This is a genomic window from Bradyrhizobium sp. USDA 4538, from assembly GCF_024171045.1.
GTDB lineage: Bacteria > Pseudomonadota > Alphaproteobacteria > Rhizobiales > Xanthobacteraceae > Bradyrhizobium > Bradyrhizobium australafricanum.
In genome coordinates this window covers 71,803-86,015 of record NZ_JALJZE010000001.1, presented here as the reverse complement: position 1 = coordinate 86,015, position 14,213 = coordinate 71,803, and the positions used below count along the sequence as shown (strand labels likewise).

The 14,213-nt window shown below is 63.0% G+C and carries 13 protein-coding genes; 6 read left to right on the top strand and 7 right to left on the bottom strand.

The window, feature by feature from the left end; all coding sequences use genetic code 11:
* Window positions 1–64: 64 nt before the first annotated feature.
* Window positions 65–331, bottom strand: a complete 267-nt coding sequence (locus J2R78_RS00405) for a hypothetical protein (RefSeq protein ID WP_016846025.1) — start codon at window positions 329–331, stop codon at window positions 65–67.
* A gap of 726 nt (window positions 332–1,057) precedes the next feature.
* Here J2R78_RS00405 and dinB point away from each other — a divergent pair.
* Both dinB and J2R78_RS00395 read left to right on the top strand, forming a co-directional pair.
* Entirely contained in the window at window positions 1,058–2,305 is a 1,248-nt protein-coding gene (gene dinB, locus J2R78_RS00400; protein WP_253609305.1) for a DNA polymerase IV, read from the top strand.
* 114 nt (window positions 2,306–2,419) lie between these two features.
* Window positions 2,420–2,629, top strand: a complete 210-nt coding sequence (locus J2R78_RS00395; RefSeq protein WP_253609304.1) for a hypothetical protein — start codon at window positions 2,420–2,422, stop codon at window positions 2,627–2,629.
* Window positions 2,630–2,710: 81 nt separating this feature from the next.
* On the opposite strand, the gene pyk is transcribed toward J2R78_RS00395, so the two are convergent.
* The 6 genes from pyk to J2R78_RS00365 form a co-directional block, all read right to left on the bottom strand.
* Complete coding sequence (gene pyk / locus J2R78_RS00390) at window positions 2,711–4,126, bottom strand: pyruvate kinase (RefSeq protein WP_253609303.1); 1,416 nt, start codon at window positions 4,124–4,126, stop codon at window positions 2,711–2,713.
* Window positions 4,127–4,129: 3 nt separating this feature from the next.
* Window positions 4,130–5,425 (bottom strand): glycerate kinase, encoded by a 1,296-nt coding sequence (locus tag J2R78_RS00385; RefSeq protein WP_253609302.1) that lies wholly within the window; start codon window positions 5,423–5,425, stop codon window positions 4,130–4,132.
* Window positions 5,426–5,455: 30 nt separating this feature from the next.
* Window positions 5,456–6,814 carry an oxalate/formate MFS antiporter gene (gene oxlT / locus J2R78_RS00380; protein WP_253609301.1) on the bottom strand — a complete coding sequence of 453 codons (1,359 nt, stop codon included), beginning with the start codon at window positions 6,812–6,814 and terminating at the stop codon, window positions 5,456–5,458.
* 65 nt (window positions 6,815–6,879) lie between these two features.
* On the bottom strand, window positions 6,880–7,662 hold the full coding sequence (locus J2R78_RS00375) for a fumarylacetoacetate hydrolase family protein (protein ID WP_253609300.1): 783 nt from the start codon (window positions 7,660–7,662) through the stop codon (window positions 6,880–6,882).
* 5 nt (window positions 7,663–7,667) lie between these two features.
* Window positions 7,668–8,687, bottom strand: a complete 1,020-nt coding sequence (locus tag J2R78_RS00370) for a 2-dehydropantoate 2-reductase (RefSeq protein ID WP_253609299.1) — start codon at window positions 8,685–8,687, stop codon at window positions 7,668–7,670.
* Window positions 8,688–8,772: 85 nt separating this feature from the next.
* Window positions 8,773–9,186, bottom strand: a complete 414-nt coding sequence (locus tag J2R78_RS00365; protein WP_253610049.1) for a CBS domain-containing protein — start codon at window positions 9,184–9,186, stop codon at window positions 8,773–8,775.
* Between the two features lie 238 nt (window positions 9,187–9,424).
* Here J2R78_RS00365 and J2R78_RS00360 point away from each other — a divergent pair, with 238 nt between their 5' ends.
* The 4 genes from J2R78_RS00360 (at window position 9,425) to J2R78_RS00345 (ending at window position 14,077) form a co-directional block, all read left to right on the top strand.
* Complete coding sequence (locus J2R78_RS00360) at window positions 9,425–10,273, top strand: IclR family transcriptional regulator (RefSeq protein ID WP_253609298.1); 849 nt, start codon at window positions 9,425–9,427, stop codon at window positions 10,271–10,273.
* Window positions 10,274–10,454: 181 nt separating this feature from the next.
* Window positions 10,455–12,242 (top strand): glyoxylate carboligase, encoded by a 1,788-nt coding sequence (gene gcl / locus J2R78_RS00355; RefSeq protein ID WP_253609297.1) that lies wholly within the window; start codon window positions 10,455–10,457, stop codon window positions 12,240–12,242.
* Between the two features lie 36 nt (window positions 12,243–12,278).
* On the top strand, window positions 12,279–13,064 hold the full coding sequence (hyi, locus tag J2R78_RS00350; RefSeq protein WP_057017099.1) for a hydroxypyruvate isomerase: 786 nt from the start codon (window positions 12,279–12,281) through the stop codon (window positions 13,062–13,064).
* 125 nt (window positions 13,065–13,189) lie between these two features.
* On the top strand, window positions 13,190–14,077 hold the full coding sequence (locus J2R78_RS00345) for a 2-hydroxy-3-oxopropionate reductase (protein WP_253609296.1): 888 nt from the start codon (window positions 13,190–13,192) through the stop codon (window positions 14,075–14,077).
* Window positions 14,078–14,213 lie beyond the last annotated feature (136 nt).

Below are 14,213 nucleotides of genomic sequence, written 5' to 3'. Positions count from 1 at the left end.
CCTACGACAGATGGATAAGTCGGCCCGCAAAAGACACGCGTCGGGATCGCCTTCGTTGCGCGCCTCAGAGAAACTCGCGAAGCCTGGAGAGCTCGATCACATGCTCGGGCGACAGCACGTCGGGGACGAGGGGAGGCTGCGACTTGGTCCGGATCTCGTAAAGATGTCGCGTCTTCTCGGGCTTGCCCATGAAATCCCGAATGCATTGGTCGAGCGTTCCGTTGACGACCATATAGGGCGCGCGATCCTCTCGCCTGGAGTTGTTGAGAGAAGGCCATTTGTAAAGGTGGGCCGCAGCTTGGAAGTCCACCTGATGAGATTGGTCGGTCATTGCAAAATATCTACCCGAAAAAGCCCTGCGCGGCAAAGTCAGCCGGCTGGTGAGTGAGCTGGTGCGGCAATACGCGCAAGCTGCGTGCGGTCGTGCATCGCAGAAGCCGCCGTCATGCTCTCGAACGATCCACGGATGTGCCTCGCGTCGATGCCTCGCAGCAACTCCCACTTCGATCTCTCGCGGGCCGAGATCGGGGGCGATGGGGCGAAGCCGGCTGAACGAAGTGCCGGCAGATCCCTGGCGCGGCACGCGCGCGCGCAGGGTCGCAACGCGCGTTGACGACCTGGCGTCGTTCGCGGCGCCAGCGGCCGTGACGACGTTGGTGGATTGACACGATTTCAGAATGTTCCTATTTTGTTCTAAAGTCAGTTAGGAACTAACCGACGCGTGCTGGCTTCACGTTCCATGAACGTCTTGAAAGAATACCTAGAACTAGCTGAGCGTTGCCGTAGCGCAAAACTCGATACTAGGGACCGATCCGATCGATACGTGCTTGAGTCGCTTGAACACAGCTATAGGGTGCTTGCGCAAAGCACAGTTGTACTGCGCCGATCGAGGAGGGCCTTGGCGAGACTTCGCGGCAAAACCACCTCAGTTCGTGGTCGTTAGATGTTTTTTATAGGGGCCGCGCTTCTTCGGTGCCCCTTCGCGCTTGTCGATCAGCGTGACGATATCAGCCATTTCCACCGGCGGCTTCGGTCAGGTCAGGGATGAGGGGTCGAGATGGCAGCCGCAGCCACCATCCTTCATGCGGACCTGGATGCATTTTACGCATCGGTCGAGCAACTGCTCGAGCCGTCGCTGCGCGGCAAGCCGATCGCCGTCGGGGGCGGAGTTGTGCTTGCGGCGTCCTATGAGGCCAAGGCCTTCGGAGTGCATGGCGGCATGTCGGGGCGGGAAGCGCGTCAACTGTGCCCGCAACTTGTTTTCGTCGGCGGCCATTTCAGCGATTACCAGCGGCTGGGTGACGCGGCCATCAAGGTGATCGGCGACTTCACGCCGCTGGTCGAGCGAATTTCGATCGACGAGGCGTTTGCGGATGTTGCCGGTTGCACTCACCTGTTCGGAACGCCTGCCGAAATAGCCGCGTCGATCCGGTGGCGCGTGCGCAGCGAGCTCGGCCTTCCGATCTCGGTCGGCGTCGCCCGCACCAAGCATCTGGCGAAGATCGCCTCGCAGGTCGCAAAGCCCGACGGACTCGTCGTCGTTGATCCCGCCGCCGAGCTAAGCTTCCTTCACGAATTGCCGGTTGAGTTGATGTGGGGGGTAGGGCCGGTGACCAAGACCCGGTTGGACGCGATCGGCGTTGCGACGATCGGTCAGCTCGCCAAATTGTCGGAACGGTCGCTGACCCACTTGCTCGGTCCGGCAGCGGGCGAGAAACTCGCCGCGCTGGCTTGGAATCGCGATCCGCGACAGCTCAAGCCACACCGGCGCGCGCGATCGGCGGGGGCACAATCGGCGCTTGGCCGAAAGCCTGCGATCGAGCAAGTCATCCGGCCCACGCTGCTTCATCTCGCCGACCGCGTCGCCACGCGGCTTCGGGCGAAATCACGGCCTGGACGAACCGTGACGGTGCGCGTCCGTTTCGCCGACCTGAAGTCGGTGACGCGCTCGATGACGCTCGATGCGCCGGTGTGCACGACCATCGTCCTGGCCCGGCTCGCCGAGAATCTCGTGCGCGCTGCTCTTGCCGACCATCCCGGCGAGAAGATCATCTCGCTGCTGGCGATCTCGGTTTCGCATCTCGAGGAGCATTGGGATCTTGCATTGGAGCTTCCACTCGGACTGGAGGACGAAGCGCTTCGGCCTGGAAGTCCGACAGGGATGGCCCGCTGGGCAGCGGACCGTGCGATCGACAGGATCCGCGATCGCTTTGGCTGGGAGGCGATCGGATATGGTTCAGTCGCGCTGGAGGCGGTTCATTCGGTGCCCGACGCGTTTCGCAAGCTTGCCGAGAGAGACCTTTAACGCTCGCCGGTTCACGTATCCGTCACTGCATTAAGAAAAGGCAATTTGGAATCGCGCGCTTGTGAGTGGCGACCCCGTACGGCCGGCCTATTTTGAGCCTGCGGAGGGACAGCCATGAAGCACAGCGCCGAACTGATCCAGACGATGCGCAATGCGTTGGATGCGGTCATGGCAAGCGTGCCGGCGGATCAATCCGTGTTCGGTCTCAAGGCCGCTGTTGCGGAATGCATCCTGCGAGCCGCAGCTCACGGCCAGACATCGTTCGACGGGCTCGTGACGTCGGCATCCGATCAGCTTCAGTCGATCATCTCGATGCTGACCTAGGCGATCGGGATGCGCGCGACCGTCGCGTTCGCCTTGCCGCGCTGTGCGCTGATGATGCAATCGCTCGGGCCGACGGTACTCTCAGGGCAGCGATACGACCCGTAGATTGTTGGTTGTTCCCGCTTGTCCAAAGGGAATGCCGGCGACAACGACCAGCAGATCGCGGCTCGATGCAAACTGCTCTGCATGCGCGAATGCAGTTGCACGCTCGACCATCTCCTCATAGCTCTGAACGTCGCCGGAAAGCACGCTGTGAGCGCCCCAAAGCAGGCACAAGCGGCGGGACACTTCGCGGCTTGGGGTGATGGCGAGGATGGGGCGGCTCGGCCGCTTGCGCGCGACGCGTGCGGCCGTGGTACCGCTCGAGGTGTAGGCCACAATGGCCGCGGCGTGAACGACGGAGGCGAGATCGGCCGCTGCCGTGGCCACGGCATGCGGTGGCGTCTGCTCTTCGCCGGGCTGGGTCGCCTCGACGATCGAGCGGTACATCTTGTGTTGTTCGGTGCTGCGGATGATGCGGTCCATCATCTCGACCGCCTCGCGCGGATATCGGCCTGTCGCGGACTCCGCCGACAGCATCACTGCGTCTGCGCCGTCATAGATGGCGGTCGCAACGTCGGAGACTTCCGCACGCGTCGGCGTCGGGGCGGCGACCATCGAGTCCAGCATTTGCGTGGCGACGATCACGGGCTTCACCGCGAGACGGCAGGCCCGCACCAACTCCTTCTGGCGCCCCGGCACGTCCTCATGCGGGATTTCGACGCCGAGATCTCCCCGCGCAACCATGATGGCGTCGCACAACTGGATGATATCGTCGATCCGTTCGAGCGCTGCCGGCTTCTCGATCTTGGCCATCAGACCGGCGCGGTCCCCAACGAGGCCTCTCGCTTCGATGATATCCGAGGGCTTCTGCACGAACGACAGGGCAACCCAATCCACGCCAAGTTTCAGGCCGAACTCCAGATCGAGGCGATCCTTCGCGGTCAGCGGTGAAAGATCGAGGACCGTCCCCGGCAGATTGACGCCCTTGTGATTCGAGATCGTGCCACCGACGATCACCTTGGCTTCGATGAAATCGTCACCGAGCCCGGTAACGCGAACGCGGACCCTGCCGTCGTCGATCAGAAGGTCATGGCCGGGGGCAACGGCGGCAAAGATCTCCCGATGCGGGAGGGGAATTGCGGTTCGGTCGCCTTCCGATCCGGACAAGACGAACCGAATGGTCTCTCCGGCCACTGCGGTGATCTTTCCATCGCGCAAGGTGCCGACGCGGATCTTCGGGCCCTGGAGGTCCATCAGGATGCCGATCGGCCGGCCGACCTCCTGTTCCAGCTTTCGGATCGCTGCGTGAATGCGTGCGTGATCGCTCTGCGTTCCGTGACTGAAGTTCAGGCGGAACGTATCGACGCCAGCCAGCAGCAGCGCCTCGAGCATCTCGGGGGAACTGCTTGCTGGACCAACGGTTGCAACGATCTTGGCTCGTCGATGACGACGCATGGATCACCTCGTCGGTGGTTGGCCGGCTGCGATCAGCACGGCACGGATATCATTGACGTTCGTAAGCGTCGGCCCGGTGCGCACGAGGTCTCCAAGGCGGTCGAAGAACGTGTAGCTGTCATGGGCAGCCAGATGCGCCCGCGCGTCAAGCAGATTCGCGGCGGCGCGCCGCAGCGTATCCGGACCGATCAAAGCGCCAGCCGCATCTTCCGTTCCATCAATTCCATCGCTGTCGCCCGCAACGGCCCAGATATCGGATGCGCCGGACAGGGCGACGGCAAGCCCCAGCAGGAATTCGGTGTTGCGGCCGCCGCGTCCCGCCGGACCGCGCCCGATCGTCACCGTCGTCTCGCCTCCGGACAGCAGCACCGCGGGGGCAGGGCCCGGCTGTGCATGCCCCGCGACCGACCGGGCGATGCCGGCCATCACGGTTCCGAGTTCCCGTGCCTCGCCCTCGATCGCGTCTCCAAGGATGATCGGCGTCAGGCCTTCGTCCCGGGCGGCGTTGGCCGCAGCGTCAAGCGCATGAAATGGAGCGGCAAGGATGCGGACGTCGGCATCGATCTCGCCGGGCTTGGGTGTCTCGTCAGCTTGTTCAAGCACAAGCCGCGCCGCTTCCGGCAGGTCGATGGCAAACCGGCCAACGATCTCCAGCGCAGCGGCTTTTGTGCTGCTGTCCGGCAGCGAGGGACCGGAGGCAATCGCCGCGGGATCGTCGCCGGGAATGTCTGAGATCACAAGGGTCGTGACGCGGGCGGGACGGGCGGCCAGCGCCAGCCGACCGCCCTTGATCGCGGACAGATGTTTGCGGACGACGTTCATCTCGGCAATCGTCGCGCCGCTTGCAAGGAGTGCCCGGTTGACCGCCTGCTTGTCGGCGAGAGTCATCGGAGATGCTGGCAGGGTCATCAGCGCCGAGCCACCGCCGGACATCAGGGCGATGACGAGATCGTCTGCTGAAAGCCCCTCGACGGCGTGCAGCATGCGAAGGGCCGCGGCCTTGCTCGTGTCATCCGGCACGGGGTGAGACGCTTCGAGCACTTCGATACGGCCGGCTGGAACCGAATGGCCGTGGCGCGTGACGACGACGCCGGAAAGCGCGACGTCAGGCCATGCCGCGTCGAGGCCCGCAGCCATTGCCGCCGACGCCTTACCCGCGCCGACGACGATGCATCTGCCCCTCGGCTTTGCCGGCAGGGCGTCGGCAATCGTGATCCTCGGATCGGCGCTCGCGATGGCGGCGTCGAAGATTCGCCGCAGGGCGGTCCGAGCCCGCACATCCGTCCATCTGTCGTTCAATCGCTTGCGCTCCGGCCGATAGGTCTCTTGTTATGGCGCCTTCTCGAGACGGTCGTAAGACATGGGTGCCTCAAGTCGACCGCCTTCACCGGGAAAGACCTTTGCGCGAGCGATTGCGGCACTTGCCGTCGCTTCACTGCCGAGAATGAACGCGCGCCGCATCGGCTTGATCAGGAACAACGCGGTGAGGGCAGCGGTCGCATTGAGTGCAACCGCGACGATGAACACGGCCTGCCAGCCGAGCTGGGAAGAGATGATGCTCGCGAGCGGCACGAGCAGCGCCGCCGTGCCCTTCGCCGTGTAGAGCATGCCGTTGTTGGTGGTTGCATATTTGGCGCCGAACGTGTCGCCCGACGTCGCGGGAAACAGGCTGTAGATTTCGCCGAAGACGCCGAAATAGATCGCCGTGGCCAGCACGAAGACAACCGGAATGTGACCGTAGGTGGACAGCGTCAGCAACATCAGCGCCGCTGTCGCGAACGCGATGAACATCGTGTGCTCGCGCCCGATATTGTCGGAGACCCAGCCAAAGAGCGGACGGCCGAAACCGTCGAAGACGCGATCGAGCGAGATGGCAAACGTCAGTGCCGCCATCTGGAAGCCCGCCAGGGTGACCGGCGTGTCCGCGATCTTGAAGTCATGGGCGATCGGCCCGATTTGCGCGGCGGTCATCAAGCCGCCGGAAGCCACCATGACGAACACCACGTACATGACCCAGAAGACCGGGGTGCGCAACACCTGGGGCGGAGTGTAGTCGATCGCACTCTGCGGCAGATTGAGACGCTTTTTCCTGGGTGCTTCGACGCCATGCGGTGGCCGGACGAACCAGGCCAGCAGGATGACGATGAGGCCTTGTCCGATCCCGAAGGTCAGGAAGGTGCTCTGGTAGCCGCTGGCGGCAATCATGTTGGCAATCGGTACGACGGTGAGGGCCGCACCGGCGCCAAACCCGGCGGCGGTTGCTCCTGCGGCCAGGCCGCGCCGGTCCGGAAACCATTTCAGGGCATTGCCGACGCAAGTGCCGTAGACGGCGCCGGCACCGATGCCCGCGACGACAGCTGCCGCATAAAGCGTGACGAGAGAGGAGGCGTATGAGTTCATGATCCAGGCCAACCCGATCATCAGCCCGCCGAACATGATGACGATGCAGGGGCCGTATTTGTCCACGAACCAGGCCTCCACCGGCACAAGCCATGTCTCCGTCATCACGAAAATCGTGAAGGCGAGCTGGATGGCCGGACGGCCCCAGTGAAACTTCGCGTCGATCGGATCAACGAACAGCGTCCAGCCATATTGCAGGTTGGCGATCATCGCCATGCAGACGATGCCGATCGCCAGTTGCAGCCAGCGGAAGCCGCCGGGCGATGATGCCGGGTTCGTGGAGATCATGTACGCTCCTAAGGCAGATAATCGTCGTTTGGGCCGGCTGCGTCGGGTTGTCGTCCCGCCGCAGCCTACTGACGGAATTCGTTGGTCAACTCGCCGATTCCGTCGATCGCGACGGTGACCGTGTTGACGGGCTCCTTCATCACCCCGACGCCAATCGATGTCCCGCAGCAGATCAGGTCGCCCGGCAACAGCGTCATGTCGTGCGAGATCTTGCTGACCAGCGTCTGTGCGCTGAAGATCATGTCCGCGATCGGGTAGTTCTGGCGCTCGACGCCGTTCAGAATGGTGCGCACCACGAGGCGTGCGGGGTCGAGGCCTGACGCAATCACGGGGCCGAACGGGCCGTATCCATCGAAGCCCTTGGCCCGCGCCCATTGCGGGAAGGTCGGGTCGCGATTGAGGATGTCCGCGGCGGTGACGTCGTTGGTGCAGGTGTAGCCGAAGATGAAGGCGTCGGCCTGCTCGGGCGCGACCGCCGTGCAGCTCTTGCCGATGACGATGCCGAGTTCACCTTCGTAGGTCGTCTTGCCATCATAGCCCAAGGGACGCCTGATGACGGCACCAGGCGCGGTGACGCTGGTCGGCGCCTTCAACAGGTACAGCGGTTCGGCAGGCTCAGGTGATTTCAGCTTCTCCGCAAGCGCGTGAAAATTGTTCCAGAGCGCGATGACCTTGCTCGGTTGCGTCGGGGCGAGCAGCTCGACGTTGTCCAGCGCCAGCGTTTGTCCAGTCGGTCGCATGTCGCCGAACATGTCCCCTTCGTGCACGGAGATGCCGGATGGAATGAGTTGCCCGAAGCCGATTTCGGCATGGTGGCGGAAGCGGACCCAGCGCGTAACATTGCTCATCGGGATCACGCCACCGCCAGCGTTTCTGCTGCTGCGGCGCCGGCCGCCCCGTCATAGAGGCCGGCCAGCCTGGTGCGCTGCGCGACCAGGGCCAGCACCGCATCGAGGGCGGGCGTCGCGATTCCTGTCATCCGGCCCATCTCCTGCACTACGGTGATCAACGGATCGATCTCGACCGGACGTCCGCGCTCGAGATCCTGCAGCATCGAGGTCTTGTGCGCGCCGACCTTGCGCGCACCTTCGATGCGGCGTTCGACATCGACCCGAAACTTGACGCCGAGGCTTTCCGCGATCGCCTGGGCCTCCAGCATGATCGCCCGGGACAGCGCGCGCGTGCCCGGATTGCTGCAGATCACGTCGAGCGTCGCGTGGGTGAGGGCGCTGATCGGGTTGAAACAGACGTTGCCCCACAGCTTGAGCCAGATCTCGTCACGGATACGGTCGAGGACCGGAGCTTTCATGCCCGCGGCCACGAACAGCTCGGAAAGTTTCTGGACGTCGGATGTGATCTCGCCGGAGGGCTCGCCCAGCGGAAAGTTGTTGCCGTAGACATGGCGGATCACGCCGGGCGCCTCGATTTCGGTGGCGGGGTACACCACGCAGCCGATGGCGCGCTCGGGGCCGAGCTCGTTCCACTGCTGACCGCCAGGATCGATGCTCTCGAGCGTCGATCCTTCGTGCCGACCACCGTGCTTGTGGAAATACCAATAGGGAATGCCGTTGACGGCGGTGACGATGCGGGTCCGATCGCCCAGCAGCGGCCGCATGGGCTCGATGACGCCGGTGATCGAATGCGCCTTGAGGCAAATGATGACGTAATCCTGCTCGCCGAGTTCGGCGGGGTTATCGGTGCAGTGAGGATGCACGACGCGCTCCTCGTCGCCGATCAGGAGCTTCAGGCCGTTCTGCCGCATTGCGGCGAGATGCGCACCCCGCGCGACCAGGCTGACATCGGCACCAGCGCGCATAAATTCGACACCGAGATAGCCGCCGATCGCGCCGGCGCCGTAGATGCAGATTCTCATTCGATCCTCGCAAGCAGAGTGGGGACACAGCAGGAGCCGCAGCGGCTCGAACCGAGTAGCGTGGCAATGGCCTTAGGAAAGTCCGTCAGGCCGCGCAGGCGGCTTCCTCGTAAGCAAGGGTGATGTCCCGCATGCTCACGACGCTGACGAGCCGGCCGTTGTCGATGACGGGGACATGGCGGATCCCATGACGGGCCATGAGGCGCTCGACATCCGTGAGCGCATCTTGCGAATTGCAGGATAGCAGCGGCCGCGGCGAGATGAACTGCGCGACTTTCATGGCAAGTCCATTGGTGCCGCGCTCGGCGATCACAGCGACGACGTCGCGCTCGCTGAACATTCCGATCACGGCGGCGTCCTTGCTGCGCGAGGCGTTCCTGACCACGAGGGCGCCGACATTGCTCGCGTACATCAGGTTCGCCGCAATGCTTACGGTTTCGTTCGAGCCGATCGTCACCACGTGCGCATTGTTGGCGCGAAGGATGTCCCCGACGTACATGGCATCGTCCTCCCGGTTGTTTGTTTGGATCGTCGTGAAATGATCGTGGTATACATTATCCCAGAAGTCAAACAAAAGAATCGAGCCATTTGGTAAGAAGAATGGCAAAAATACTGACCTATTCGCGAATATTGTCGCCTTGACTCCAGGGTCTTTTGGTATGCCATATGCCAATTGTGGCACTCGTTCTCGACGAGCAATTTCGTTCTGAACTGCAACCGGTTAGGGGCAAGTCGTGATGAAAAGAGAGCCGATCCGGCGCAAGCCGTCCGACCCCGATCTTCGCGCGCAGCCGGAGCCGGACGCGCGCGACGGCGGTGTTCAGTCCGTTGATCGCGCCATGCAAATCCTGGAGACACTTGCAGAGGATGATGAAGGCTATCGGCTGACCGATCTGGCGATCCGTACCGGCCTGTCGCCCTCGACCGTTCATCGTCTGCTGACCACGCTCGAGAACCGCAGGTTCGTGCAGTTCGACCGCGAGGAGTCCAAGTGGCACATCGGCGCGCAAAGCTTCGTGGTCGGCTCTACCTTCGTGCGCCGGCGGAATTTTGCCGCGCAGGCGCTGCCTTATCTGCGCAAGCTGCGCGACCAGACCAGGGAAACGGCCAACCTTGCGGTGGTCGATGACGAATCCATCATCGTCGTGTCCCGCATCGAAAGCCGCGAGATCATGCGCTCGCTGACCAAGGTGGGCGGGCGCGTCGCAATGATCGCCTCGGGAGTGGGCAAGGCGGTGCTGGCTACCTATTCCGATGCCGACGTGAATGCGATCATTCGCCGTCAGGGCATGCCGCGGCTGACGGAAAAATCGATCGTGCGGCCCGGCGAGTTGTTCAAGGAATTGGAGAGCGTGCGGCGTCAGGGTTATGCGGTGGATGATGAAGAGGCGCGCCTCGGGCTGCGCTGCGTGGCCGCGGTCGTCTTCAACGATTGCAACGAGCCATATGCCGCGATCTCGGTATCCGGCATGGCGGACAGGCTGACGAACGAACGCTTGCCCGAGATCGGTACGATCGTGCACCGGATCGCAGCCGAACTCACGGCCGAACTTCGCGGGAACCGCACGCAGCAAACGCAGGCGTAGGGCGGGCTGCAATTCCGTCCGCAACAATTTCCATTTCTACACTGACGCTAATCGTTTGAAGACGCGCAAGAAATCGCGAGCGTTGCCACAGCGCGGAAATTCCAATCGATTGCGTTGAGATCGATGCTCGCGGGCCTGATGATCCTGCTCAGACCAACTCATAGCGAAGCGGGATCATCACATGAAGATGCGAGCAGTCGATGCAGCAGTGCGCATTCTCCAACGCGAAGGGATCACGTGCGCATTCGGCGTTCCCGGCGCGGCGATCAATCCGCTTTACTCCGCGCTGAAGCGCAACGGATCGATCAGTCATATCCTGGCACGGCACGTCGAAGGCGCCTCGCATATGGCGGAAGGCTATACCAGGGCGAAGGCGGGCAATATCGGCGTTTGCATCGGCACATCGGGTCCCGCCGGCACCGACATGATCACCGGCCTCTATTCGGCGATCGCGGATTCCATTCCGATCCTCTGCATCACCGGTCAGGCGCCGCGGGCGCGGCTCTACAAGGAGGATTTCCAGGCCGTCGACATCGAGTCGATCGCAAAGCCGGTGACGAAATGGGCCGTCACCGTGCGCGAGCCGGCGCTGGTGCCGCGCGTGTTCAGCCAGGCTTTCCATGTCATGCGGTCGGGGCGGCCGGGACCGGTGCTGATCGATCTTCCGCTCGATGTGCAATTGGCCGAGATCGAGTTCGACGACGAGACCTATTCACCGCTGCCGGTCTACAAGCCGACGGCGACGCGCAAGCAGATCGAGAAGGCGCTCGAGATGCTGAACGCCGCGGAGCGGCCGCTGATCGTGGCCGGCGGCGGCGTGATCAACGCCGATGCGTCCGAGCTGCTGGTCGCCTTCGCCGAAGTGGTCAACGTTCCCGTGGTTCCGACGCTGATGGCGTGGGGCGCTATTCCTGACGATCACGCGCTGATGGCAGGCATGGTCGGCTTGCAGACCAGCCATCGCTACGCCAACGCCACGATGCTCGAATCCGATTTCGTGCTCGGCATCGGAAATCGCTGGGCCAACCGGCATACCGGCTCGATCGAGACCTACACGAAGGGCCGCAAATTCGTGCATGTCGACATCGAGCCTACGCAGATCGGGCGGGTCTTCAATCCGGACCTCGGTATCGTCTCCGACGCCAAGGCTGCGCTGGAAATGTTCGTGAGCGTTGCCCGGGAGTGGCGGAAGTCCGGGAGGCTGCGCGATCGGCAGGCCTGGCCCGCCGCCTGTCGCGACCGCAAGCGTTCGATGCTGCGCAAGAGCCACTTCGACAACATCCCGATCAAGCCCCAGCGCGTCTACGAGGAAATGAACAAAGCCTTCGGCCGCGACACCTGCTACGTGACCGTGATCGGATTGTCGCAGATCGCTGGGGCCCAGTTCCTCAACGTCTACAATCCGCGCAACTGGATCAATGCTGGCCAAGCCGGTCCGCTCGGCTGGACACTGCCGGCCGCGCTTGGTGTGCGTGCCGCCGATCCCGACCGCGACATCGTCGCGCTGTCGGGTGACTACGACTTCCAGTTCCTGATCGAGGAGCTCGCGGTCGGGGCGCAGTTCAATCTGCCCTACATCCACGTCGTCGTGAACAATTCATATCTCGGCCTGATCCGGCAGGCGCAGCGCGGCTTCGACATGGACTATCACGTCCAGCTTTCGTTCGAGAACATCAACGCGCCCGAGATCGGCGTTTACGGCGTCGACCACGTGACCGTCGCGGAGGGGTTGGGCTGCAAGGCGATCCGGGTCACCGATCCGAATGACGCGCAGGCGGCGTTCGCGACCGCACGCGAGCTGATGACGAAGCATCGCGTGCCCGTGGTGGTGGAGTTCATTCTCGAGCGAGTCACCAATATCGCCATGGGAACGGAGATCGACAACATCGTCGAGTTCGAGGAGGTGCTCGATCTTCCGCTCGATGACGTGCCGAGTGCGTCACGATCCGGCACGCTGTTGCCGGCCTGACCACATCTTTCAGCGCTTCAAGCGGAGATACGACCCGTGCCTCAATTTGCCGCCAATCTCACCATGCTCTTCAACGAGCTGCCGTTCCTCGATCGGTTCGCGGCCGCCAAGGCGGCCGGCTTCAACGCAGTCGAGTATCTTTTTCCTTATGACTTCGAAAAGGGCGCGTTGCGGGAGGAATTGGCGCGCTGTGGGCTGACCCAGGTGCTGCACAATCTTCCAGCCGGCAACTGGGCCGCCGGTGAGCGTGGCATTGCCATCCTGCGCAATCGGGTCGACGAATTTCGCGACGGCGTGGTGCGCGCGATCGACTACGCAAAGGCGCTGGATTGCCGGCAGCTGAACTGCCTGGTCGGCATCGCTCCAGCCGATACGGATAGGGCAGACCTGCAGGAAGTCCTCGTGTCCAACCTGCGCTTCGCCGCAGGCGCGCTCGCCCAGCATGGCATCAAGCTCCTGGTCGAACCGATCAACACGCTCGATATTCCCGGCTTCTTCCTGAGCCGTACGGAACAGGCGGTGCAGCTCATTTCCGAGGTTGGCTCATCCAATCTGTTCATCCAGTACGACATCTATCACATGCAGATCATGGAAGGTGATATCGCGCGGACCCTGCAGAAGCATCTCGGCCGCATCGCGCATGTCCAGCTCGCCGACAATCCGGGCCGTTATGAACCGGGAACCGGCGAAATCAACTACTCCTATCTGTTCAAGCATCTCGACAGCATCGGGTATCGGGGCTGGATCGGGTGCGAATACAAGCCGCGGACGACCACGCTCGAGAGCCTGGGCTGGCACGCCGCACAGACTTTCGTGACCTAGAGCCTGTTCCGTTCCGATTGAATCGGGACGGAGCTCTGGAATTTTATTTAACGCGGTTTCTTCACGCGAGCCGAGAGTCGCTCGCCGGAAAAACGCCTTCATCCGGCTGACAGGGAGCAACGACAATGAAAGACATCGGATTCATCGGACTTGGCACCATGGGACGTCCGATGGCCAGCCACCTCCTGGCTGCCGGCTATCGCCTGTTCCTGCACGACGTCGTACCTGTTGCGCCTGAGTTGATCGCGGCCGGCGGCATCGCTTGCGAGTCCGCCAAGCAGGTGGCGCAGGAGGCGGACGCCGTGATCGTCATGGTACCGGACACTCCGCATGTCGAAGCCGTGCTGTTCGGTCAAGGCGGCGTCGCGGAGGGTATCTCCAAAGGCATGATCGTGACGGATATGAGCTCGATCTCTCCGCTGGCGACGAAGGAGTTTGCACGCTGGATCGATGCGCTCGGAGCTGACTATCTCGACGCGCCGGTCTCCGGCGGTGAAGTTGGCGCAAAGGCGGCCAGCCTGACCATCATGGTTGGCGGGCGGGAGCGGGCGTTCAATGCGATGAAGCCCCTGTTTGAAACGATGGGGAAGAATGTCACGCATGTCGGCGGCAATGGCGACGGCCAGACCACCAAGGTTGCGAACCAGATCATCGTGGCGCTGACCATCGAGGCGGTGAGCGAGGCGTTGCTGTTCGCCTCCAAGGCCGGGGCCGACCCCGCATTGGTGCGCCAGGCGTTGATGGGCGGCTTCGCGTCGTCCCGGATCCTCGAAGTGCACGGCGATCGCATGCTGAAGCGCAATTTCGATCCGGGCTTCCGCATTGAGCTGCATCAGAAGGATCTCAACCTCGCGCTGGAAGGTGCGCGCGCGCTCGGCTTGTCGCTGCCAGGCACTGCCGCAGCCCAGCAGCTGTTCAACGCCTGTACCGCCCTCGGCGGCAAAAGCTGGGACCATTCCGCTATTCTGAGAGCGCTGGAGGTCATGGCAGGCCACGAGGTCGCGGCTGCCTGAGCTCCATGGAAGGGAATGGACGAAAATGTCGTGGGCTTGGTCGGCGCGGAGACGGCAGCGCTTACCCGCCACGGATCAGGCGCCTGGTGCCCAAGTCGGTCGCTCAGCGTTCGGATTGTTTGCTGGGCATTCTCTG